The sequence below is a fragment of the Streptomyces sp. NPDC050704 genome (genome assembly GCF_040654355.1).
GTDB lineage: Bacteria > Actinomycetota > Actinomycetes > Streptomycetales > Streptomycetaceae > Streptomyces.
Genome location: NZ_JBFAHW010000018.1, coordinates 38,665 through 60,851, shown reverse-complemented (window position 1 = coordinate 60,851; position 22,187 = coordinate 38,665). Strand labels below are relative to the sequence as shown.

At 68.6% G+C, this 22,187-nt stretch carries 23 protein-coding genes and 2 pseudogenes; 12 read left to right on the top strand and 13 right to left on the bottom strand.

Features of this window, described 5'->3' with window-relative positions:
* Positions 1–16 precede the first annotated feature (16 nt).
* Positions 17–601, bottom strand: a complete 585-nt coding sequence (locus tag AB0I18_RS13105) for a hypothetical protein (protein ID WP_363105514.1) — start codon at positions 599–601, stop codon at positions 17–19.
* Positions 602–826: 225 nt separating this feature from the next.
* Between AB0I18_RS13105 and AB0I18_RS13100 the strand changes: the two genes are divergently transcribed.
* Together AB0I18_RS13100 and AB0I18_RS13095 are read left to right on the top strand one after the other, a co-directional pair.
* Complete coding sequence (locus AB0I18_RS13100) at positions 827–1,528, top strand: response regulator transcription factor (RefSeq protein WP_363105513.1); 702 nt, start codon at positions 827–829, stop codon at positions 1,526–1,528.
* A 122-nt stretch (positions 1,529–1,650) separates the two neighbouring features.
* The gene (locus AB0I18_RS13095) at positions 1,651–2,646 is read left to right on the top strand and encodes a nitroreductase family protein (RefSeq protein ID WP_363105512.1); all 996 of its coding nucleotides are present in this window, start codon (positions 1,651–1,653) and stop codon (positions 2,644–2,646) included.
* Here AB0I18_RS13095 and AB0I18_RS13090 read toward each other — a convergent pair.
* Together AB0I18_RS13090 and AB0I18_RS13085 are read right to left on the bottom strand one after the other, a co-directional pair.
* On the bottom strand, positions 2,632–4,377 hold the full coding sequence (locus AB0I18_RS13090) for a GAF domain-containing protein (RefSeq protein WP_363105511.1): 1,746 nt from the start codon (positions 4,375–4,377) through the stop codon (positions 2,632–2,634). The genes AB0I18_RS13095 and AB0I18_RS13090 overlap by 15 nt on opposite strands.
* 52 nt (positions 4,378–4,429) lie before the next feature.
* A complete protein-coding gene (locus AB0I18_RS13085; protein WP_363105510.1) occupies positions 4,430–4,729 on the bottom strand; it encodes a hypothetical protein in 300 nt (99 codons plus the stop codon).
* Positions 4,730–4,819: 90 nt separating this feature from the next.
* Between AB0I18_RS13085 and AB0I18_RS13080 the strand changes: the two genes are divergently transcribed.
* The gene (locus AB0I18_RS13080; protein WP_363105509.1) at positions 4,820–5,119 is read left to right on the top strand and encodes a hypothetical protein; all 300 of its coding nucleotides are present in this window, start codon (positions 4,820–4,822) and stop codon (positions 5,117–5,119) included.
* A 251-nt stretch (positions 5,120–5,370) separates the two neighbouring features.
* Here AB0I18_RS13080 and AB0I18_RS13075 read toward each other — a convergent pair whose 3' ends face one another.
* Entirely contained in the window at positions 5,371–6,912 is a 1,542-nt protein-coding gene (locus tag AB0I18_RS13075; RefSeq protein ID WP_363105558.1) for an ISL3 family transposase, read from the bottom strand.
* Positions 6,913–7,052: 140 nt separating this feature from the next.
* Between AB0I18_RS13075 and AB0I18_RS13070 the strand changes: the two are divergent.
* Both AB0I18_RS13070 and AB0I18_RS13065 read left to right on the top strand, forming a co-directional pair.
* A pseudogene (locus tag AB0I18_RS13070) lies at positions 7,053–7,322 on the top strand (transposase); the annotation flags it as partial.
* Positions 7,323–8,087: 765 nt separating this feature from the next.
* Complete coding sequence (locus tag AB0I18_RS13065; protein WP_363105508.1) at positions 8,088–8,600, top strand: hypothetical protein; 513 nt, start codon at positions 8,088–8,090, stop codon at positions 8,598–8,600.
* A gap of 31 nt (positions 8,601–8,631) precedes the next feature.
* Here AB0I18_RS13065 and AB0I18_RS13060 read toward each other — a convergent pair whose 3' ends face one another.
* From AB0I18_RS13060 to AB0I18_RS13050, 3 genes are all read right to left on the bottom strand, one after another.
* Positions 8,632–9,300: a GNAT family N-acetyltransferase gene (locus AB0I18_RS13060; protein ID WP_363105507.1), complete on the bottom strand. Its 669-nt coding sequence runs from the start codon at positions 9,298–9,300 to the stop codon at positions 8,632–8,634.
* Positions 9,301–9,660: 360 nt separating this feature from the next.
* Positions 9,661–11,025 (bottom strand): ISNCY family transposase, encoded by a 1,365-nt coding sequence (locus tag AB0I18_RS13055; RefSeq protein ID WP_363105506.1) that lies wholly within the window; start codon positions 11,023–11,025, stop codon positions 9,661–9,663.
* 103 nt (positions 11,026–11,128) lie between these two features.
* Complete coding sequence (locus AB0I18_RS13050) at positions 11,129–11,452, bottom strand: glycosyltransferase (protein WP_363105505.1); 324 nt, start codon at positions 11,450–11,452, stop codon at positions 11,129–11,131.
* A gap of 175 nt (positions 11,453–11,627) precedes the next feature.
* Here AB0I18_RS13050 and AB0I18_RS13045 point away from each other — a divergent pair, with 175 nt between their 5' ends.
* On the top strand, positions 11,628–11,960 hold the full coding sequence (locus AB0I18_RS13045) for an Lsr2 family protein (RefSeq protein ID WP_363105504.1): 333 nt from the start codon (positions 11,628–11,630) through the stop codon (positions 11,958–11,960).
* Positions 11,961–12,032: 72 nt separating this feature from the next.
* Here the strand turns inward: AB0I18_RS13045 and AB0I18_RS13040 are convergent, their stop codons facing one another.
* Both AB0I18_RS13040 and AB0I18_RS13035 read right to left on the bottom strand, forming a co-directional pair.
* The gene (locus tag AB0I18_RS13040) at positions 12,033–12,704 is read right to left on the bottom strand and encodes a DUF2637 domain-containing protein (RefSeq protein ID WP_363105503.1); all 672 of its coding nucleotides are present in this window, start codon (positions 12,702–12,704) and stop codon (positions 12,033–12,035) included.
* A gap of 472 nt (positions 12,705–13,176) precedes the next feature.
* Positions 13,177–14,430: a multidrug effflux MFS transporter gene (locus AB0I18_RS13035; protein ID WP_363105502.1), complete on the bottom strand. Its 1,254-nt coding sequence runs from the start codon at positions 14,428–14,430 to the stop codon at positions 13,177–13,179.
* Positions 14,431–14,505: 75 nt separating this feature from the next.
* On the opposite strand from AB0I18_RS13035, the gene AB0I18_RS13030 reads away from it, so the two are divergent.
* The 3 genes and pseudogenes from AB0I18_RS13030 to AB0I18_RS13020 all read left to right on the top strand — a co-directional run bounded on the left by AB0I18_RS13030 (position 14,506) and on the right by AB0I18_RS13020 (position 15,877).
* Positions 14,506–15,003 carry a helix-turn-helix domain-containing protein gene (locus AB0I18_RS13030; RefSeq protein WP_363105501.1) on the top strand — a complete coding sequence of 166 codons (498 nt, stop codon included), beginning with the start codon at positions 14,506–14,508 and terminating at the stop codon, positions 15,001–15,003.
* Positions 15,004–15,034: 31 nt separating this feature from the next.
* Positions 15,035–15,182: pseudogene (locus AB0I18_RS13025) on the top strand (NADPH:quinone reductase); the annotation flags it as partial.
* A 35-nt stretch (positions 15,183–15,217) separates the two neighbouring features.
* The gene (locus AB0I18_RS13020; protein WP_363105500.1) at positions 15,218–15,877 is read left to right on the top strand and encodes an SMI1/KNR4 family protein; all 660 of its coding nucleotides are present in this window, start codon (positions 15,218–15,220) and stop codon (positions 15,875–15,877) included.
* A gap of 267 nt (positions 15,878–16,144) precedes the next feature.
* Here AB0I18_RS13020 and AB0I18_RS13015 read toward each other — a convergent pair whose 3' ends face one another.
* Together AB0I18_RS13015 and AB0I18_RS13010 are read right to left on the bottom strand one after the other, a co-directional pair.
* The gene (locus tag AB0I18_RS13015) at positions 16,145–17,008 is read right to left on the bottom strand and encodes a class III extradiol ring-cleavage dioxygenase (protein ID WP_363105499.1); all 864 of its coding nucleotides are present in this window, start codon (positions 17,006–17,008) and stop codon (positions 16,145–16,147) included.
* Positions 17,009–17,111: 103 nt separating this feature from the next.
* The gene (locus AB0I18_RS13010; RefSeq protein WP_363105498.1) at positions 17,112–17,456 is read right to left on the bottom strand and encodes an EthD domain-containing protein; all 345 of its coding nucleotides are present in this window, start codon (positions 17,454–17,456) and stop codon (positions 17,112–17,114) included.
* 110 nt (positions 17,457–17,566) lie between these two features.
* On the opposite strand from AB0I18_RS13010, the gene AB0I18_RS13005 reads away from it, so the two are divergent.
* The gene (locus tag AB0I18_RS13005; protein ID WP_363105497.1) at positions 17,567–18,049 is read left to right on the top strand and encodes a MarR family winged helix-turn-helix transcriptional regulator; all 483 of its coding nucleotides are present in this window, start codon (positions 17,567–17,569) and stop codon (positions 18,047–18,049) included.
* A gap of 60 nt (positions 18,050–18,109) precedes the next feature.
* Here the strand turns inward: AB0I18_RS13005 and AB0I18_RS13000 are convergent, their stop codons facing one another.
* A complete protein-coding gene (locus AB0I18_RS13000; protein ID WP_363105496.1) occupies positions 18,110–19,537 on the bottom strand; it encodes a coniferyl aldehyde dehydrogenase in 1,428 nt (475 codons plus the stop codon).
* A gap of 88 nt (positions 19,538–19,625) precedes the next feature.
* Positions 19,626–20,414 (bottom strand): SDR family oxidoreductase, encoded by a 789-nt coding sequence (locus AB0I18_RS12995; RefSeq protein WP_363105495.1) that lies wholly within the window; start codon positions 20,412–20,414, stop codon positions 19,626–19,628.
* Between the two features lie 72 nt (positions 20,415–20,486).
* On the opposite strand from AB0I18_RS12995, the gene AB0I18_RS12990 reads away from it, so the two are divergent.
* Positions 20,487–21,101 (top strand): helix-turn-helix domain-containing protein, encoded by a 615-nt coding sequence (locus tag AB0I18_RS12990; RefSeq protein WP_363105494.1) that lies wholly within the window; start codon positions 20,487–20,489, stop codon positions 21,099–21,101.
* Positions 21,098–21,901 carry a maleylpyruvate isomerase N-terminal domain-containing protein gene (locus AB0I18_RS12985; RefSeq protein WP_363105493.1) on the top strand — a complete coding sequence of 268 codons (804 nt, stop codon included), beginning with the start codon at positions 21,098–21,100 and terminating at the stop codon, positions 21,899–21,901. Before AB0I18_RS12990 ends, AB0I18_RS12985 begins: the two co-directional genes overlap by 4 nt.
* Positions 21,902–22,187: the final 286 nt, after the last annotated feature.

Here is a 22,187-nt window from a genome sequence, read left to right as displayed (position 1 = left end):
TCTCGGGGTCGGGACGTCAACCGGTCCTGCGCGCCCATCGCGGCCCGACCCGGTCCCACTCCTCGCCCCATCGCTCCGTGGCCCGGCACTCCACCCGCCTCCGCGTCAGGAACCCGCCCATCAGAACGACCGAACCCCCGACGACGGCCGCTCCCGTGCCCGCCAGCACGGCCCGGGTCGTTCCCTCCGCCGGGCTGAAGGGCGCGGACACGAGGTTGTCGTGCCGGTCCGCCCACACCTGGACCGTCGCGCCGGCCGTGACGTCCGGCTTCACCTTCGTCTCGTCCGTGCGGACGGTCCCGTTTGAGTCGGTCCACCGGACATCGGCCAGCACACGGCTGTACGCCGCGCCGGTGGCCAGGTCGTGGGTGCCGCCAGGCGCATCGGCCACCACCGCGGAGACGGGCCGCAGTTGCGCCCGTTGTCGCTCATCGGTGTCCTCCATGGCGGTGGCACCGATGACACCCGCGGCGGTTCCCCCGACCACCGCCAGCGCCCACGCGCCCAGCACGATCCGCGCCTCCACGACATCGCTGTGCCGCCGGAGCGGATTGCGCCGCCGACGCCGGCCTCGGACCTTCGTGCGTTCGGTCTTCCGCATCGGTCACACCCCCTCACGGGTACCACGGGTACGAGTACTGTCGAAAAGGTGGCATCCCGTACCCGCCGTCGGGAGGGGCCGCTGGTCCGCGACAGGCGGGCCGACCGGGGTGGGGCGCCGGCCTGAGTGGGGCCGGTCGGCCCTAGTGCGGCGGGGCCCGGACGGCGATGATCGTCATCACAGCCGGCCAGTGGTCAGCAGTCCATCACGCAACGAGGGGTCGTCATGACGGAGGCACGTACCTTCACCGAGCAGGACCCGATCCGGGTCTTCCTGGTCGACGACCACGAGGTCGTACGACGCGGTATCACCGACCTCCTGGACGCCGAACCGGACATCTCCGTGATCGGCGACGCGGACAGCGTCGCACACGCGCTCGTGCGCGGTCCGGCCCTGCGCCCGCACGTGGCCGTGCTCGACGTACGGCTGCCGGACGGCGACGGGATCAGCGTCTGCCGTGAGCTGCGCAGTCAGATGCCGGAGCTGGCCTGTCTGATGCTGACGTCGTTCGACGACGAGGAGGCCCTCCTCGACGCGATCATGGCCGGAGCGGCCGGATACGTGCTCAAGCAGATCAAGGGCTCCGACCTCGTCGACGCGGTGCGCACCGTCGCCTCGGGCCAGTCGATGCTGGATCCCACGACGACCGCCCGGCTGATGCGCTCGCTGCGCGCGGACCCCGCCGAGGAACCGGCCGTGGCACCCGAGCTGGCGAGCCTGTCGCCGCGTGAGCGGGACATCCTCGCGCTGATCGGGGACGGACTCACCAACCGGGAGATCGGCAAGAAGCTCTATCTGTCGGAGAAGACGGTGAAGAACCACATCTCCCGGCTGCTGGCCAAGCTCGGTGTCCAGCGCCGCGTCCAGGCGGCGGTCCTGGCCACCCACCTCGAACCGCACGAGCCCACCGACCGGCCCGCCCGATAGGTCCTCCTGGACCGTCTCCGGGGCCGTACGGCCCCTCCTCCCCCGCCGCCGGGGCGCGCCACGCTGAACCGGTCATCGAACGCACCGCCGACCAGTCGCCGCGAGGCAGGGAGGAGGACCCCATGTCTTCCACGACTCTCGACGTCCCGACCCTGGAGACGCTGATCTCGGCTGCCGTGGCCGCGCCCTCGATCCACAACACGCAGCCCTGGCGCTTCCGGCTCGACCCGGACACCGTGACGCTGGAGATCCGGGCGGTGGCGGAACGCGGTCTGCGGCACATCGACCCCACCGGGCGTGCCCTGCACCTCTCGGCGGGGTGCGCGCTGCTGAACCTGCGGGTGGCCGTCGCGCACTTCGGCTGGGGGCCCGTGACGCGGCTGCTCCCGCGGCCGGACGAGCCCGATCTGCTCGCCACCGTGCGGCTCGCCGGCACCGCCCGCCCCGGCACACCCGGTCCACCCCTGTACGGGGCACTGTGGCGTCGGCACAGCAGCCGCCTGCCCTTCTCGGAGCGACCACTGCCCACCGCTGTGACGGCCGAACTCGCCGAGGCTGCCCATGCCGAGGGAGCCACGCTGACTCGTCCCACGCCGCACGGCACCGACCGGCTGCTCCGGACCACCTGGGAGGCGGAGCATCGCAACACGAAGGATGCGGAGCGGGCCATGGAGAGCCGTCGCTGGGTGCACGAGGTCGGCAACGGAGCCCTGGGCATGCCGCCGGAGACGCTCGGACCCCAGGATTTCCGTGACCGGATCCCCATGCGGGACTTCGGAGCCCACCGGCACCCGGACCACCTGCCCGCCCGCCCCTTCGAGCAGCGGCCGCTCATCGCCGTACTGTCCACCGCGCACGATCGCCGTGCCGACTGGCTGCGAGCCGGGCAGGCGCTCGAACGCGTCCTGCTGGTGGCCACGGCTCACGGCATACGGGCTTCCCTGCTGCACCAGGCCCTGGAGTGGCCCGACCTTCGCGAACGCCTGCTGTCACCGGAGGACCGGCGCGGCCACGCCCAGATGGTGATCCGGCTGGGATACGGCCCCGAGGGTTCCCCCTCACCGCGCCGCACCGCCTCCCAGGTGCTAGAGGCTGGCGCTCCCTCACTTCCCGGCTGATCCGGCGCCCCGCCGTACGGGCACCCGCCACACCAGCCGGGTGCCGCCACCCTCCGGACGTTCGCCGAGCGTCAGCGTTCCGCCGAGCCCGACGGCCCGCTCCTCCATGTTCTTCAGCCCGCTGCGCTCAACACCGCTCGGCAGCCCACAACCGTCGTCCGTCACGGTGAGCGTCAACTCGGCGTCGGCGCTGCGGAGTCCGACGTCCACGGACCGGGCTCCGGAGTGCCGGGCCGCGTTGCTGAGTGCCTCGCCCAGCACCGCGACCGCGTGATCCGCGACATCGCCCGGAACCTCGGTGTCGACGAGCCCCTCGATCCGCAGCGCGGGAGAGAACCCGAACGACGTAGCCGAGTCCTTCACCGCCTCGAACACCCGGCCCCGCAGACCGCTGTCCTCACGCGTGCCTCCCCCGTGGGTGCGCAGTCCGAAGATGGTGGACCGAATGATCTTGATGGTGTCGTCGAGATCGTCGACCGTCCGCGACAGCCGCTCCATGGCCTCGGGGTGCTCCACGAAGCGCTGAGTGCTCTGCAGCGTCATACCGGCCGCGAACAGCCGCTGAATCGCGAGATCGTGCAGGTCACGGGCGATGCGATCGCGGTCCTGGAGCAGCGCGATCTGTTCCGCGTCCCGCCGCCGTTCGGCGAGCTCCAGCGCCAGCGCCGCCTGCCCGGCGAAACCGAGCAGCGGCTCCGTGTCCACACCGCCGAACGCGGTACGCCCCGCCGCCCGCCCCAGGAGCAGCACGCCACGCGGCTTGCCGCTGGTACCGAGCGGCACCACCACCACGGACCCGAGCCCGGCCCACTGCGGTTCGCCCGGCCGGGTACGGGACTCCCGCTGGATGTCGACACTGACCACGGGTTCCGCCGTGCTCAACGCGGCCTCGACGAGTCCGTCCTGCCCGGACAGCACCAGCCCGTTGCGGTGTTCGGCGCCCAGACCGACCGCGAGCATCGGCCGCAGCGTGTCCTCGCCCGGCGCCCGCTCGGCGATCATTCCCACATCCGCTGACGCGATCTCGCGTGCCTTCCGGACGATCAGTTCCAATACTTCGGCGCTCGGCGCCCCCGTCAGGAGGGTGCTCGTGACCTCTCCACTCGCCAGGATCCAGCGCTCCCGGCGCATGGCCCCCTCGTACAGCCGCGCGTTCTCGATGGCGACGCCCGCGGCCACCGCCAAGGTCGACAGAACCGCCTCGTCCTCCGCGTCGAACTCCTTGGCGCTGCGCTTCTCGGTGAGGTAAAGGTTCCCGAACACCTCGTCGCGCACCCGGATGGGCACGCCGAGAAAGGAGTGCATGGGCGGGTGGTTCGCCGGAAAGCCGTACGAGGCCGCGTGCTCCGAGAGCTCGGGCAACCGCAGCGGTTCCGGGTGCCGGATCAGCTCCCCCAGGATCCCGTGCCCACTGGGCAGATCGCCGATCTCCGCCCGCTGTTCGTCGCCGATGCCGACGGTCAGGAACTCGGACAGCTTCTGATCGTCGCCGATCACGCCCAGCGCCCCGTACTCGGCGTCGACCAGCACCACGGCCGCCTCGACGATGCTCCGCAGCACCTGCGGGAGATCCAGCTCCCGCCCCACCGAGAGCACCGCCTCCAGCAGGCTGTGCAGCCTGTCCCGGGTGCCGCGCACGGCGTCGATGCGCACCTGGAGCTCACCCAGCAGCTCGTCCAGGCGCAACTTGGGCAGATGCTGCTCGGGGCCCCCGCGCCCATCCCCGCTCATGACTTCCTCCGACCGACTCACGCGCACGAGGTTCAGCCCGGACCAGCTCTCCTCACGCCTCACGGTACTGGCTGCGGCCCGGCGGCGAGACCCTCCCGACGGGCTCGACCACGAAGATCGGCTCATACCGCTCGGGTGCGGTCACGCCCGGCGATCCGGGGCCCGCGCTGCGCGTCGGAGCAGGAAGTGACGGAAGCATGTCGAAGTACCCGATGACCCGCAACTCCACCGTTTCCGCGCCTCCGCCCCTGACGCGCCCTGCCAATGGAAACGCGCTGACCAAGGCAAGTGTGACGGGCGTGGTGGCCGCATATGGCTGCACGAGACTGGAGGTGTCGGCAGCGATCTTCATGCGTACCACAGCCGACTGCGGCCGCGTCTACCGCAGGTGCGGCAGCCGATACACCGACCACCGCCGCCAGCCTGGAGCGCACTGCCCCGCGTGCTCACCGACACTCACCACGGGACATGGACCTCCGCCGTTGACGTTCCCGCCTCAGACCGCCGCCGGACCACCGTCCGGCGAGGCGGCTTCACCAGCCACGATGCTGCGGATGTCGCACTGCGGACGTTCCTGGAGGGCGAGGCCGGCGGCTTCAGCGCCGACCCGAACCAGACCGTCGCCGACTACCTGAACACCTGGCTGACGGCCAAGGCGCTGGTGCTCAAGCCGACGACCATGGCCCGCTACCGGGACTACGTGCACAACGATCTCGCCCCGCCTTCGGCAGCCTCAAGCTGAGCGAACTCAGGCACCAGCACATCAGCGCCTTCGTGACCCGCGTGAAGTTTCGCGTGATGCTGGACACTCGATGCTTACGCCGCGAGGGCGTGTCCTTGGTCGTGTCGCTGTCTGATCTCCAGCGGGGTGAGGTAGCCCCGGCCCGGATGTTTCCGCCGTCGCCGCGGGTTGTAGAAGGTTTCGATGACCCCGTTGCCGGGTGTGTCAATTTAACGGCCCTGTCTAGCTTTCGGTGGTGACGGAGCGTGCTGCTATCCGAGGAGGATGCGGTGGCGAAGCAGGGTGAAGCCTGCTCGTCCGTGCATCTGGCGTGCGATTCGCTTGGTCTTGGCGTTGACACCCTCGGTGGGGCCGTTGCTGTACGGAAGCGTGAGCCCGGCGATCACGGCGTCGACGTCCCGGTCCAGGCCTCGGGTGAAGGCATGTAGATGGGGCAGGTCGGCTGCTCGGACTTGGGCGATCCAGCGCGTAAGCGCATCGGCGTTGTCGGCGTGCGGCGTAAGGAGTGGGGCGAAGTCCCTGATACCGGCGGCCAGTTGGGTCATCTCGGGGCAGGCGGTGGTGAGCTTTGCCAGGAGCTCGTGTTGCTCGGCCTTGAGGTTGTCGGGCCTGGTCAGCAGCATCCGGGCGAGCCTGCGCGGGGAGATGTGGCTGCGGTCGGCGTCCGCGCGGCCCTGGTTGATGTACTTGTGCAGAAGGTTCAGGCAGCCCGTGAAGCCGAGGGCTTTGATCTCTTCGAAGAGGTGCTTGACGGGGATGCCGGGGTCATCGGCTCGGCGTTTGCGCAGGTGCTCGCGGTAGGGGTCGACGAGGCTGGCGCGGTACTTGGGGACGCGGAGCATGCGCTCGGGCCGATCGGCGCGGGCGTAGCGTTTGACGGTGTTCAGGGCCAGCTGGAGACGGCGGGCGCATTCGAGCAGGCCGACGCCCTGGTCGAGCAGCCCGTGGACCTGGTGCCAGCGTTCCAGGGTGGTCTGGGCGCGGGGTCCGTCGTAGATGGGCGCGTCCAGCACGGTGGCCCAACAGGCGCTGTGCGCCTTGACCTCGCTCAGCGCGGCCTCGCACAGGTTGTGCCACACATGCCACCGGTCCGCGACCTGCACCGCGTCGGGCAGGGCGCGCCGGATCGCCTCAGCATAGGTCGCCGAGCCGTCACGGCACACGATCTCGATGCCCGGTTGCTCGCGCAGCCACGCCTCCAGGGTGTCGGCCGTGCGGTCGGGCAGCACGTCGATCCGCTCGTGAGTCTCGGTATCGATGATCACGGTGGCGTAGCGGTGCCGCCGGCGCAGTGCAAAGTCGTCGACGCCGATCACACGGGGCGCCCGCCCGGTGGGCAACGGGATCCGCAGCAGGGCGCGCAGGGCCGTGTGACGCGACAGGCTCACCGCCAATATCGCCAGCAGACGTGCCCCGGCCCGGCCCGCCAACTCCTTGACCACGGCTTTGACTTGCCTGGTCAGGCGGGTCGTCCGCCGCTGGTACCGGTCCAGGACGCCGGGCACCTGTTCGCGGAAGGTGTGGCGACAGCCGCGCGTGGGACACACCAGACGCCGCACCCGCACACGTACTACCACCCGTCGTTCATCGACCGGCACGTCCGCGACTGTCCGCCAGTGATAGCCGTGCACGCGTTCCGACGGGGCCCCGCACACCGGGCAGAGCGCAGTGTCCCGCGGAGTCCGTGCCCGCACCACTATCCGCTCACCTTCGTCGACCACATCCTCGACGACCAGCGGGGACAGGCCCGAAAAGACCGTCTGCACAAGCTCGTTGACATCTTTCACGTGGATGTCAACGACCCTCACGACTCTCCGTCACCACCGAAAGCGAGACAGGGCCCGGTCAACGGTGGATCTTGAAAGTGGAGTGACACCTGACGACAGACGTGACCGTGTCGGCTGAGGCCGTGGAGGAAGTTCAGCCGGCGGGGCTGAAGCCGGATGGCTTGGACGACCAGTTGATCAGTCAGCTGGTGGACCGGGCGAAGGCCGACGGGATCAAACTGACCGGCGAGGGCGGGCTGTTGCAGCAGCTGACGAAGCGGCTCCTCGAGTCCGCCCTCGAAGGCGAGATCACCGATCACCTGAGCCACGAGAAACACGAGAAGACAACCTCGGGCAACACCCGCAACGGCACCAGGGCGAAGACCGTGGTGACCGAGGTCGGCCCGGTCCAACTCGATGTGCCGCGAGACCGGGAAAGCCCGAGCAGCTGGTCGAGGCGCTCCCATTCCGCGAGCTCCGCCCGGCCGCGTTCGTCGTCGGCCAGGTGCTCGTGCCGCGAGTCCTGCCGGGCGTCGAACCGGGCGTCCTCGAAGGCCGCCGTGACGGCGCCCGCGTCCGTGCCCTTCGCGCGGCGCCGCACCACGCGCCGGCCGATGCGGGCGTGGTCGACCGGGTCACGGGGCGAAGCCGCGCCGGGAACGGGACGGCGGGCAGTGTGCCGGGGCGGCCAGGGGCTGCTCATCAGGGCCTCGCATTCGGGGTGCGGAATAAGGTGCGGGCCGCCGCCAGAGCGCTGTCGGCGACCCGCCGATACGTTTTATAGCAGGCCCTGAATTCCGCGTGTTCAGAACTAAAAGTCTATCGACTGCACGTCCGTGAAATCGGCTCGGAGCCCGTCGACACGGGTGCCCCACTCCGTGAAATACGACTCGGTGATAGCCTCCGCGACGACCGGATGCAGATCTTCCTCCGTCGCACCAGCCTCCTATAGGCGGAGGATCTCATCAGTTCTCCCCGGCCACAGAGGCGATGACCGCCGCAAGCGCGCCGATGAAGCCCGGCAGGGGCCTCGTACACGATCTCGGCTTTGAGCGCGATCCGCGGGTCGTTCATGTCTTTGTCGGACGGCCGCGTGAAGCTGGAAGTCACCTTCTGGCCGAGTCTGGGCCGTCGGTTTGATTTGACGTCACCCAGGACGCTGCGGTGGGACCGTGGAGTTTGCTTCCGCTCCAGGGGGATGAATGGAAACGCTCATCGGCGTCGTGGCAAGCCTTGTCGGTGTCTTCGTGGGAGCCTCCCTGACTCGGCGGTCGGCCGACAGGCAGCACCGGCTGACCGTCACCTTTGACCTGCATCGGGAACTACACGGGGCGGAGATGATGCACGCGCGGCACGCCGCAGCCGAACTGGTCGAGCAGCATGCGGACAAGGACTACCGGGAACTGCGGGAGTTGCTGGGCGTCTCGGGGATGTCCGACCTCCACCAAGTCATCTACCTGTTCCAGCGGCTCTGGCTGGCGATCGAGCTCGGTGCCCTGCAGAAGAAGTACGTAGCGCGGCTGTTCGGCGACACGTTCTCCTGGTGGTACGACACGACGTTCCACTCCATGCTCGTTCCGACCCAGACCGAGATGGCTCATGACATCGAAGCCCTACACGTTTGGCTGGTGCGTCATTCAACGCAGGCACAACGGCAGCGGTGGCGAGGAGCCAACCCTGATGCGTGGCGAAGGCGGGACGCGCAAGGCTCCTGACGGGCACCGTCAGGCCTGCCGATCGGTCCGGTCACCTGACGCGGCCGCGCCACCGGTGGAAGAACGTCTCGCCCGGCCCCGCACCGAGCTGGACCGGCACGCCGGCCAGCAGGGTACCGACGTCGATCGCCTGCCCCGGCCGCAGCACGGTGAAGCCCTGCCGCGTGTAGTACGCCCCGAGACCGCGCCCGGCCTCGAACTCACCGAACAGCAGCATGTAGTCCAGCTGCCAGTACATCTGCACGCACCGCTTCAGCAGCGCGGCCCCGATCCCGCGCCCGCGGGCGTCCTCCCGCACTGCGACCGCCTTGATCTTCGCGTACTTCAGCATGGACAGCAGCGCGTACCGCTCGTGTCCCGGCAGCCGGGAGACCATGGAGATGACCGTGCCGGACGGGACGGCCAGCAGCGCCCCGACCACCTGTCCGTCCCGGTCCCGGGCGACCAGCGGCAGGGACATCAGGGCCGCCGCCGGCTGGAGGTCGCCGACCGACGCCGCCCGCACGAGCGGGTCGATCAGGTCGATGCCCGCGAGCCCGTCCAGCAGCCAGGTCCCGCACTGCCCGGCGGCGAGTGCTTCCAGGTGGCCGGTCTCGAGACCGTCGGCGGCTGTCTTGAGCAGCGCGGTGACCGCGTCGGCCTCCTCCGATACCGCATACCGGATCCGTGTACCGTCCGGCCCGGGTAAACCCTCAATCATTTTCTGCTTCGTCAGGCGGGCCAGCCCGGTGGGGGAACCCGCCCTCTTCTTCGCCTTCTTCGCCATCCCCGAGAGCTACCCACCGCCACGCCTGCCAGCACCCGAGCGGGCTGCTCCATTGGCGGCTCGGCACGTCGCGCTCCGGGCCACGGCCGTCGAACTAGTGTTGGGCCGTGACGTACGACTATCCCGACTTCTCTGGGGGAGTGAGGCTGTAGTAGAGGTGTACCCCTCGGGTATGTGCAGCTCAGCCACTCGTGGTCGAACTCTAGCTACTTGCCCCTGAAAAAGGGTTTGGCCTGGTGGCAGGCCTGTTGCTGCGGGCTCGCTCCTGTGCCGGGGCCGGGGGTAGTTGCGTCCTCACCGGACGCTGACGGTCATCCGGTGGAGGTTGTAGGCGAAGATCCCGAGCCCGGCCCAGGTCTGCGCGCCTGCCAGGCGGCGCAGCCGGATGCGGCGGAAGCCGAAGCTACGTTTGAGGTGGCTGATGCGGGCTTCGATGCCGACTCTCCAGTTCCGCATCCGGCGGAACGGGCGGGTGTGCTCGTGCTCGCGTCGTGCTTTTCCCGGTGTTCCGTTGCGTTGGAGGCCGATCCGCTGGACGCCGAGTTCAGCTAGCGCCCGGTCGTTGGCGGCGGTGCCGAAGCCGCGGTCGGCGACGACGGTGCCGGGCGGTCGGCCAGTCAGCGTGGCCACCCGCTCGACCGAGGGCACAAGTTGCGGTGCGTCGGGCGGGTTCCCGCGGTTGACCTGGTGGTCGACGACGAAGCAGCGTTCATCCTCGGCGACCAGGGCGGTGTAACCGAACTGAGTGGGATGCTGGGGCTTGCCCTTGCGGATCGGCCGGGCATCGGGGTCGGCTAACGAGACCAGCCGGTCGGGGATGGTGCGGATGCCCGTCAGCCGCAAAGCGGTCTGTTCCAGCAGCCGGCGAGTGCCGGCCGCGGTCTCGGCCAGCTCCGCCACCACTCGCGCGAGGCGTCCCGAAGGCCGTTTTCCCAGAGCGCGGCGGGCGTTGCGCTCCACCGTGGCCACGTCCCGCAGTGTCGCGCGCGCCATGGTGGCGATCTCACCGGTGAGCCGGTCGATCTCGCCCATCGCCTGGCCGGTGCGTCTTCGCAGGGTGCGCGAGATCTCCTTCAAGCGACGCCCTGCTGATCGGCTGCGATCACGGAAGCGGGTGCGCCTGGCACCGCCCGCATCCTTGATCCGGCGCACCAGCCGGCCCAGCTTGCGCACGCCGTGCTCCAATAGGTCGGCGTCCGTGGGGTGGTCGATGTCGGCCTCGATCACGGTGGTGTCGACGCGCAGCTTGCGGCACCGCATCAGCTTGTCCTCGACCAGCTTGCCCAGCAATGCGGCGTTGAGTTGTTCCACGGTCTGTGCGCTGCCGCGGCTCATCAGTTTGACCAATGTGGTCGGGTGCGGCACCGGGGAGGTCAACGGGATCCGGCAGAACCGGCGCCAGCTCAGCGAGTCCGTAACCTCACGGCACAGCGTCTCGTACCCGAGCTGGTAGCGGTGTTTGAGATACAGCAGCCGCAGCAGCGTCTCGACCGGAACCGACGGTCGCCCCAGCCGGTCGGCGAACACTTCCCGCCACGGGGCGATGAATCGCTCGTCGTCCAGGTACGCATCGATCTGGGCCAGCTCGACCGGTAGCTGCCGGGCTTGCTCCGGCAGCACCTCCCACCACGTGTCCTGTACTCCCGCGACACGCAACATCGCCACCACCCCCGGCCGCCGACGACCCAGCTCAACTGTCGCGGCCGCCGACAGCCCGGACCAGCTCTCCCCATAGGCCAACGCAACGGCACCAACGACATCTTCAGGGGCAAGGAGCTAGCCAACGCGGAGTGCCAACGGGAGCGGTGACGGACAAGCAGACTCGGGCGGCCATGCGGGCGAGGATCTTGTTGGCGAGGCCGAGCGAGTGGTCCGATTCATGGATCACGATCGGGACCCTGCACAGCCACGCGGCGATACCGACCGGGACCGAGACGTAACTACCCTTGGAGAACAGGGCATCGGGACGCTCACGCCGCATGGCCCGGCGGGAGGCGACCTCGCTTGGCCTCAGGCGCCCCCCCCTTCTTCGTCGCGGTCGAAGTCGTTGGCCCTTAATAAGTACCGAACCGCTTTTGCACGGCAAGGCCGAGGAGACATCAAGCGATAGCTACTCGGTTTGTTACGAGTTGACCGGCACGCTAGTCGGCTACAAGCCGTTAGAAAGTGGACTTTCCCGAAGATGCATCAAGGGAAGGATGGCCGGGTGTATCTTGCGGAACTATTAGGTTCATCCTCTCTGACCGAAAAAGGTGATTACCATGGTCCAGCGCACCGTCACTATCTTCACTGATGACCTGAGTGGCTCCGAGGGCGAGGACATCGCCACGCACACTTTCAGCCTGGACGGCGTCAGCTATGAGGTCGACCTGAACCCCGACAGTCATCAGCAGCTGCTGGATGCTCTGGCGCCCTTCCTGAAGGTTGGTCGCAAGTCCGGCGCCAGCTCGTCTCGCCGTCGCAGCGGTAGCAAGCCGGCCGGCGGGCCAGATCCCATCAAGGTACGCGAATGGGCCAAGAGCCAGGGCATTGAGATCAACGCCCGCGGCCGGGTGCCCCGCAATGTCATCGAGAAGTACGAGGCCGCTCGCTAATCTGCAGACACGGGTGGTCTACGGAGACAGTTGACCCGCTGAACTGCCCACTCTACCCGTGTCGGCGCTCGATTACTTTCCGCCGAACGCACGGGCAGCGAAGTGCCCCCCTTCTTCGGATTGACGCACCTGAGCGACCAGCCTCCTCGACCGCTGAGCACCAACATGCAGTTCCTTCCGCAGTGTTTCCGCGGATACCGGCCTCTGATGTTCGTCTCGATGCCGAGCATCCAGTTGCCGAGCACGTTCCAGCAACGGCTCCCTGTCGTCCTCCGCCAAATCGGCAGCATCCTCTTCATGCGCAAGGTCGGCGCCCCCGCGTCGTGTCGGCCGAAGCACCAGGAGCTCGACGGACAGCAAGAGCGCGACCGGTGGCCAGCCGGCCACGAGAACCGGCTTCCACGTCAGCTCGGCGGCTGCCGCGATATTCGCCGCCAAGGAGACCGCAATGCCCAGCAGAAAAGCCACCCACACGACGTACCGCGACCGACGACCACACCCCTCAGCGGGCTTCAACAATCCAGCAGTGGCCAGTAACAACAGCCCGTCCACGGACAGCGGCCACAATGCAGACGTCACCGCATCGGCTCCACCTTGCGACGCGAAGTCCCGCTGATGCACGTACGACACATAGGCTGCGACCCCTGCGACCACGAGGGCACACAGGGGCCGCACCCAAGCGTCGGGATCAAGCCCACGCCGACGGGCAGGACGAGGCCTGTCGGCATCCTCCGGCCGCCTCATCCCGCCCCCGCCGCCGCAGTGCCCGTTGCACATCCATTGCACACTTGGCCGGGAACTCGGGGGAAATCGAGGGAACTGGAGGGAAGCATTCCGAAGCCGCCAATCCTCCGGCCCAGGTCAGCAAGGGTGCTGCTCAGGCCCAGGCGGTGGCCGAGACCCACGAACAGTCCCGCCAGGACAGTTCGTTCGTGGCGGTGAACCCGCTCTGACCTGCACGGAAGCGGACGTCCTCCTGCTCTTTCGGCCAGTGACGGATGGACCTGGTGCACGTTTCCTTCGTGCACCAGGTCGGTGGTCACGCGCGGGGTCGGCGTGATGTCTCTTCCGCCGTGAGCGCGGCGCCAAAGCCGCCTCAGGCAAACCGGGAGGCGCTGGGAAGCCTCGTCGGGCTGACCGGGTGAACGCCTGGTGCAGCGAGAGCCGTCTGCCTGCGTGGCTCGTTCATAGGTCGGCTGTCAGCCGTCTTGTGCGGCTATCGCTTCTGTCGTGCCAGTTGTGGTTCTTGCCTGGTCAACCCCAGTGCGAGCGTGGCAATCAGCGCACAGCCGGTCATGCCGAGGAAGAGCGGCATGACGCTGTGGCCGCCCGCGACGCCCATCAGGGGAGCGACGGCCGCGCCGAGGACGCTTTGCAGTGTGCCGAGCACTGCCGAACCGGTACCAGCCGCGTGCGGCACGCGTTCGAGGGCGAGTGCGGTGGCGGTGGCGAAGACCTGCCCGAGGCCGAGGAAGCCGATGCCGACCAGACCCAGGGCCCACACCCGGTCGAGGTTTCCCGTGGCGGTGACGAGCAGGGCGACAGTGCTCGACACCAGTAGCACGGCCAGTCCGGTCTTCAGCAGAAGCCGAGAGCCGTACCGGCTCACGAGGCGGGTCGCGGCGGCACTGGAGACCGTGGCGGTGAGGGCGCCGACGGAGAAGGCCATGGATGCCTCGCCGACGCTGAATCCCAGAACGTTTTGCAGCAGGAAGGGGGAAGCGGCGATATAGCAGAACAGGGTGGCACTGGCGAAGCAGAAGGCAAGTGTGTAGCCGAGGTAGAAGCGGTCGGTCAGGACCGAGACGGCGGCCTTGAGTGTGACGCCGATGCCGCCGGCGTGTCGGTGTTCGGCAGGCAGACTCTCCGGAACAAGGAATAACGCGGCCAGGAACATGAGCGCGGTGGCGCCGGCCAATACCAAGAAGACCGTGCGCCAGCCGCCGGAGCCGTTCACTATTGCCCCGCCGGCCAGCGGCGCCACGATGGGGGCGATGCCGCCCAGGGCCATCAGCATGCCGAAGATCCTCGCGGCGGCCGTGCCGGACGCGACGTCTGAGACCACGGCCCGGCCGACGACTACACCTGCGGCCCCGCTGAACCCCATGAGGAACCGCAGGCCGATCAGGAGCTCGAGCGACGGAGCGACGGCACACAGCGCCGTGACCAATGTGCAGATGCCGGTTCCTATGAGGATCGGTTTACGGCGTCCGTACCGGTCGGAGAGGGGACCCAGTACGAGCTGGCCGGCGGCGAGCCCGAAGAGGAAGGCGGTGAGGGTGAGTTGGACGCCGGCGGCGTCCGTGGCCAGATCCCGGGCCATGGCCGGAAAGCCCGGGAGGTACATGTCCGTGGACAGTGGGATCACGAAGGACAGCAGCGCCAGGGTCGCGGTAAGGCGGCCCGGCGGAGACGGGGGCGCCGGCTTCGGCGCCGACCGGCCGACTGGGGTGGGGGCATGGGAGGTCATGGGCGCTCCGGGGAAGGAGGGGACAGCAGCGCGATAACTATAAATATATAGCTATAGGAAAGCTAGGATGGGAGGGTGACCAACGGTGATGCCGAACTCCACGACCACGACCATGCGCTGCTGCGCGAAGCCGGGCAGCTGACCCCCGCCATCTACGCCCTCGCTCGAGTCCTGCGGCTGCGAGGGGTCGACGAGGCGGGACTGCTTCCGCTACCGCCGTCGGACCTGGAGGTCCTGCGCTATGTGTTGGATTCTCCGGGCACAGGAACGGGTGCACTCGCCCGCGAACTCGGGCTACACGGAAGCAACGCCAGCACGACCGTGCGGGGCTTGGTCGCCCAGGGCTTGATCCGCCGCGAGACCGATCCGCAGGACCGTCGAGCCGTTCAGCTGTACCCGACGCTGGACGCCCAGCATGGGATGGCACGGATCGAGAATGCCTGGGCTGCCCTGTTCGCCGAGGCCCTGGCCGCACTGCCTGCCGACGACCGTGCCGCACTCACCGCCGCGACGCCTGCACTGCGTGCGCTCGGTTCCACTTTGCGAGATCTCCGCAACACCGCTCGCGATTAACAGTGGTCCGGGCACAAGTGTCTGGGATCTGGCCGTCCCGCTGCCCGACCACCTCGGTGACGAGTTGCGCGCGAGCCCCGGCGTCCCCCGGCATCACCGCCCACCGCACCGTCTTCGCGTACGGCCCGGCCAACGGCCAACTCGTCCTGGTCCACGGAGTTCCCAGCGGTGTCAGCTCCCGTGACCGTCATCCGCGACAACGGAGGAGTGGAACATGCCGGTTGAAGAGTCCTGGGAGAAGATCGAACAGTGGATGGTCCGGCATGCACCAAACGAGCCTGCTTTACCAGGGCCGTGCACTCCCTCGGACATCCAACAACTTCATGACCAGCTCGGGGTACGCCTACCGGAGGACGTGGAACGTTCCCTGCTCCGCCACGACGGCTCCGGCACCACCACGATCATCCCTCCTGGCTTCACGCTGCTCAGCACCGAAGACATTCTCAAGAAGCGCGCATCATGGCTGCGTTTCGCCATGACGGACGACTGCAACCTGAGCGAAACCGATAAACCCTTCATCGTGCCCATAGCCGCTCTGAGCGTCAGCATGCTCCTCGTTGACACCAGAACGGGAAAGCTGGGCTCGTGGGACATCGAGAGCCCCTACTCGTCCGACGCGGAACTTCCCGGGGAAACTTTGTCGTCGGTTCTCGATTTCGTCGGGAACCTACTCGCCTCGCCGCGCCCTTGGATCGCCATACTGCCGGGTGATGAGGAGTGGGAGGCCACGGACGCCCATCCGGACCTTCCCCGAACGTTGATGTGGACGGAGGACGAGCTGCCTGGCGACACCGCGCCCAAGGGACAAGATCGTGAGACAAAAGCGTCTACGGCAGATAGCCGTCGTCCGCATCGAAAGTCACCCAAACAATGAGCTCCTGCTGGTGACGCTCACGCACGCTGCCTGGGCTCCGGCCAGGACCGGAGCCCAGGTCGAGGCGGCTGTTCATGTCCTGCTCGCATCTGCCGTACGGATTCACATGGGTCCAGAACAGCCGTGACAGCGCCCGGCGATCCGCGTCCGTGAGCTGGTCCGCCCACTTCGGATCGGTCCGGATCCGTCGCGTACAGGCCGAGTGACCAACTCGGCCTGCCCGAGCGACTGGCCCGGGGGCGGGGTCGGCCCCGGGCGGTCCGGCCCTCAGTTCATTTGCACCGACCGGGTGGAGTTGCCCATGATCATGCGGTCGATCGCGCTGGTGGCGCTGCCGGGGTCGCCGGCGGCGCCGACCGCGGCCAGTAGAGGCACGTAGTGGTCGGCCGTCGGGTGGGCGACCGAGGCTCCGGGCGCCTTGCGCCGGTAGTCGGTGAGGGCATCGACATCGCCTCGCCCGAGTGCGTCGACGGCCCACTCGTCGAAGGCCCTGGTGTGTGCGGCGAGGTCCGGACGACGGAAGACCGCGAAGCTGTGGGTCATGAAGCCCGAGCCGATGACCAGGATGCCTTCCTCGCGCAGGGATCGCAGACGTGCCCCGAACGCGAGCAACGCAGCGGGATCGAGGCTGGGCATCGACAGCTGGACGACCGGAACGTCAGCCGCGGGATACATGGCCATGAGGGGGATGAACGCACCATGGTCGAGGCCTCTGTCAGGGCGCTCGTGCACCGTGGTCGCCGGACTGAGCGTGGCCACGAGCCGACGGGCGAGGGCGGTCGCGTCCGGGGTCGCGTAAGGCAGGGTCTTGTAGCGGGGGTGGAAGCCGCTGAAGTCGTAGTGGAGCGGGGTACCCGCCGCCGCGCCCGAGATCGCGGCCGGTGCGTCCTCCCAGTGCGCCGAGATGATCACGATGGCTTCCGGTTTGGGCAGGGACTGCGCCCAGCTGAACAGTTCGTCGAGCCACTGCGGATCGTCGAGGGTGAAGGGCGCTCCGTGGCTGATGAACAGGCTCGGCAGTGCCCCATCGGCAGGGACCCAGTACCGCTGTTCGCGGGCCCGGGGCAGGACCCGGGCGAGGTGATCGTCGTAGGCCCCGGCCGGGATGTCGGGGGCGTGGAAGATGGTCATGGCGTGTCGCTCCTTGCCGGACGGATGCGCGCGTGGACCTGGCGGCCCGATCGTCAGGTCGCCCGGGACTCCGGTGTCACCGACGTGGGCACAACGTCGGCGCTCAGCCGAAGATCGCGCTCTCGGTGGCGTAGAGGAAGCGGGTCTGGGAGCGGTCGAGGAAGTTCTCCTCGTCCGTGGCGACGGTCGTGGTGTAGGTGTCGGAGGTGAACCAGCGGGCAGCGTCGGCGATGTCGTCGACCCACACCTCGGCGACACCGTCGTGGACGGCGGTGCTTATGCCGGGGATCTCGTCGTCGGTGGGCAGGAGTTGGACGTAGCGCCGGACCGGGACCTCTCCGGCGGGCAGGCGCGAGAGCAGCGGGGTGTGCTTCTGGGTCCAGTACTCCACGAACTCCTCGTGGGTGAGGTCTGCCCGCCGGGTCAGGAAGATGCTGAGCTTGATCACAGAGGGCTCCTTGAGGCCACGCTTGACTTGCCTGGGCAACTCACAAGGTAGACCGCATTGACTTGCCCAGGCAACAGATGTCTCTTGCCTGGGCAAGTAGGATGGGTCACATGGATGAACCGTCACCGTGGCTCGACACCGAGCAGCAGGAACTCTGGCAGGACCTTCTCACCGTCGTGATCGCATTGCCTGCGGCCCTGGACCGGCAGTTGCAGCGCGACGCGGGCATCTCGAACTTCGAATACAGCGTGCTCGCCCGGTTGTCGATGGCGCCTGAGGCCACCATGCGGTTCAGTGAACTGGCCCGGGACTGCGACAGCACTCTCCCGCGGCTGTCGAAGCTGATGGACCGCTTCGAGGCGCGCGAGTGGATCGTTCGCCGAATGGACCCGAGCGACGGTCGCTACACCCTGGCCACGCTGACCGACAGCGGTCGAGAGAAGGTGGTCGACAGCGCGCCGGGGCACGTCGCACAGGTGCGCCGACTCGTGTTCGACCCTCTCACCGCTGCACAGCGCCGCCACCTCGGCGCTGCACTTTCCAGCGTCGCCGAGACCGTGCGGCGGGAGGCCGCCGGTGGCCTCTCCGCGTGAGCGCGCCGGGCGCATTGCGCCCTACTCGGCCGAGTGTCGGCGGTCGGCGGAAGCCGCCGGTCATCGAAGGAAGAAGTTGAGGAGAGCGTCGGTGCGCTTGTTGAAGGGGGGATAGAGGAGGCGGACGGCGTTGAAGCGGCCTTGCACGAAGATGCCTTTGGGATGGCTGAGCGTCCGGAACCCCTCGATCCCGTGGTACTGACCCATCCCGCTCGCGCCGACGCCGCCGAAGGGTAGGTCGTCCTGCCCGACGTGCATGATGGTGCCGTTGACGGTGACGTTGCCGGAGGTTGTGCGGTCGAGGACCTTACGCTGGGCGGTGTCGTTGCTGCCGAAGTAGTAGAGCGCGAGCGGTCGTGGTCGTGCGTTGACGTAGTCGATGGCCTCGTCGATGTCGCGGTAGGGGAAGATCGGCAGGATGGGACCGAAGATCTCCTCGTGGGCGATCCGCATGTCGTCGGTGACGCCGAGCACGACGGTCGGTGCGAGGGTGTGCGGGCGGTGGGCGGCCTCGCCCGGCCGGTGACCGACCTCGATGATCCGTGCCCCGTGACTGCGGGCGTCCTCGATCAGGTCGGTGAGGATCGCGTACTGCTTGTCGTTGACGATCGAGGTGTAGTCCTCGCTGGTCGGACCGTCGGGGTAGGCGGTCTTCACCAGGCGGTCGTAGCTGTCGACGAAGGTGTCGATCTCGGATTCGTGCACCAGGGCGTAGTCGGGGGCTATGCAGGTCTGCCCACCGCTGAGGAGTTTGCCGAAGACGATGTCGGACACGGTCCGGTCGGTTACGTGTCCCTTGGCGACGATGGTCGGGGACTTGCCGCCCAGTTCCAGCGTGACGGGGACGAGGTGCTCGCTCGCCGCCTTCATCACGGCTCGTCCGACCTCTGTGCTGCCGGTGAAGACGAGATGGTCGAAGGGCAGGGAGGAGAACGCGGCACCGTCGCCGCTGACCATCGTGACCTGCTCCGGTGGGAAGAGCTCGCTCAGTATCGACGCGAGCACGGTGTTCGTAGCCGGGGTGAACTTCGACGGCTTGAGCATGACGCGGTTGCCGGCGGCTATCGCCGTGACGACCGGCATCAGCGACAGGTTGACGGGATAGTTCCACGGTGAGATGACCCCGACCACTCCGAGCGGCTGGTACTCGATGCGGTTGGTGCCGAAACGCATGTGCCAGGCGGTGTGGCGGCCGGTCGGGCGCATGAAACGACGGAGATTGCGCTGAAGGTAGTCGATGCCCTGGACGACTCCCCCGAGCTCCATCATCGCGGTCTCGTGGCGCGAGCGGTTTCCGAAGTCGGCGTTGATCGCCTCCTCGATGGCGCTCCGCCGGGCGATCAGGGCCGCCTTGAACCTGCTCAGGTCGCTGCGCCGCGCCGCGAGTGAGGGCGCTCCGTCGCGGCGGTAGGCGGCGCGCTGAACGGCGAGGATGTGACCGAAGCGCTCCGCGTCCGTGGGCTGTGGGGTGACTTCTGTGATGGTCACGATGGTGGTCCTTTGCTGCCGGCGGGGACGACGGAGGAGCAGTGCCGCCTCGGGCGTGGAACGGGTCGCCGAGAGCGGCGGCCTGCGGTTAGCGGCGGGCCATGCGGCCCATGAGCCGGACGATCACGCGGCGCGGCAGGATCTTGCCGGCGAGGGCGAGTGGGCGGCCGTTGGTGATCACCGACGGGGGCGCGGAGCGGCGGTCGAGCGTGTCGAGGGCCATCTTCACGACGTGTTCGGGGGTGACGCGCTTCGCGCCGTAGTCGGCCGTGTCGCTGCCGGCGGCGTCGTAGAACTCGGTCTTCGTGGCGCCGGGGCACAGGGCGAGGACGCGCAGGCCGGTGCCACGGTTTTCCTCCCACAGCGATTCGGTGAAGCTGAGGACGAAGGCCTTGGTGGCGCCGTAGACGCTCAGGTACGGGGTCGGCTGGAAGCCCAGCAGGCTGGCGACGTTGATCAGGATGCCGGTGTCGGCGGAGGCCAGCGGGCCGACGTAGGCGCGGCTGAGGTCGACCAGGGCGCTGACGTTCAGCGCGATCATGCTCTGCAGGCGGTCCGGGTCCTCGTCGGTGAAGACGTTATGGCTGCCGAAGCCGGCGTTGTTGACCAGTCCGGTGGCGTGGATGCCGCGGGATTCGAGTTCGGCGCGCAGGGTGCGGCCGGCGTCGGGTTGGCCGAGGTCGCGGGCGACGACGTGCACCGTGACGCCGTGGGCGCGGGTGAGGTCGTCGGCCAGGTCCTTGAGCCGGTCCGCGCGGCGGGCGACGAGGACGAGATCCGCGCCGCGCCGGGCCAGCTGGCGGGCGAACTCTGCGCCGAGCCCGGAGCTGGCTCCGGTGACGATGACGGTCTGGCGGCGATAGTCGATTTTGCTCATGGCTGCACTCTACGCACATGCTTGCACTGAGTGCAAGTGATTGCATCTCGCGAAAGGATGTACCATCGGTGCATGGCCCAGAAACCGACGCCCCTCCGGGAACAGACCCGCTCGGTGGTTCGCGCGCTCCTCACCAAAACCGCCCTCGAACTGTTCGCGACCAAGGGGTACGACGACACGACACTCGACGAGATCGCCGCCGCGGCGGGCGTCTCCAAACGGACCCTGTTCAACTACTTCCGCAACAAGGAGGACCTCGCCCTCAACGGCCTGTCCGAGCAAGGGGAACTGATAGCCGCGCGGCTCGCCGAACGCCCGGCCGACGAGGACCCGTGGACGTCACTGCGTGCGGCGTTCCAGGTGCTCGAGGAGATCGACCTCACCGCCGAGCGCCGGCTCGAGATGACCACGCTGCTGTTCGGCAACGAATCCCTGCGCGCCGGCCACGCCGAGAAGCAGGCCCGCTGGCAGGACCTGTTCGCACCGCTGATCGAACCGCGCCTGCCCGACTCCGACCACCGCACCCTGCAGGCGCGCGCGATCGCGGCCGCGGCGATCATCTGCCTCCAGGCCGCAACAGAAGAGTGGATGCGCCTGGGCGGGCAGGCCGACACCTTCGACCTCTACGACACGGCCGTACAGGCCATCCGCCGCCCCGCCTCGCCGCCAGAGAAGACCACGACATGAGCAAGCGCCTGCCCCCCGCCGACCTGCCGAACATGGCCGCCGCCCTGCACGCCGAACGCACCGAGATGCTGAACTTCACCAGCAGCCTCACCGACGACGAATGGACCGCGCCCAGCGCCGCGGACGGATGGCGCATCGCCGACGTCGTCGCCCACATCGGTGCGACGGCACGCGGCGTCTACACACCCGCCGGGCTGCGCGCGAGCTTCGCCGCCAGCCTAGAACGGGCGAACGAAGACCCCGTCGACCGGCGGCGAGAGTGGAGCCGTGCCAAGGTGATGGCCGAGTACCAGCGCGCCAGCCGTCGAGCCACCACGCTCCTCGACGTCGTCAGGCGCACGCCCGCCGCCCGAGTGCGAGCACCGCTGGCCGATCTCGGCCGCCACCCCCTGGCCCTGATGATCGGCGGCGCACTCGTCTTCGACCACCACACCCACCTGCGCCACGACATGGCCCCGGCGCTCGGCCGGCCCGTGCCGTCCACCGATGCGGACAGGATGCGCGCGGTCCTGACATGGATGATCGCCGTACTGAGCAATCAGGTCGCGCAGGCACCGGTCGCCGGGCTCGACGCCCGCGTCGCCCTGACGCTCACCGGTCCCGGCGGCGGGACCTGGTGGTTCGACGAGGCGGGCGGCCTGGCTCCCTCCGACGGCGCGGTCGCGGCGCACGTCACCGCTCCCGCACTGGCCTTCCCCGACTGGGGCACGCAGCGCTCGTCCTGGCGCGACAGTGACGTGGCGGTCACCGGCGACACCGACCTCGCCGCCCGCTTCCTCGACACCGTCAACGTCATCTGAGCGGAGCACCAGCGGCCCGCCTACCAGGCAGCCCCGGACCGCTTGTCCGCCACTTCTGGTGGCGGCGAGTTCCGGCCGGGGTGCCTCGGCTTCGAGCACACTCCACTCGCTCCGGACGTGACGGTCGAGTTGGTAGGCGACATCGCGTGGGAGCACAGGCGGTTTCGTCTCGGCGCGCGGCACCTCCGACCGAGGCCGGATCTACAACCCGCGGGCCTCCGGGCTGAGCGCTGACCTGGTCGTACTCGGCCTGTGCCCGGTCGGACGGGCCCGCGCCGCACGGGCC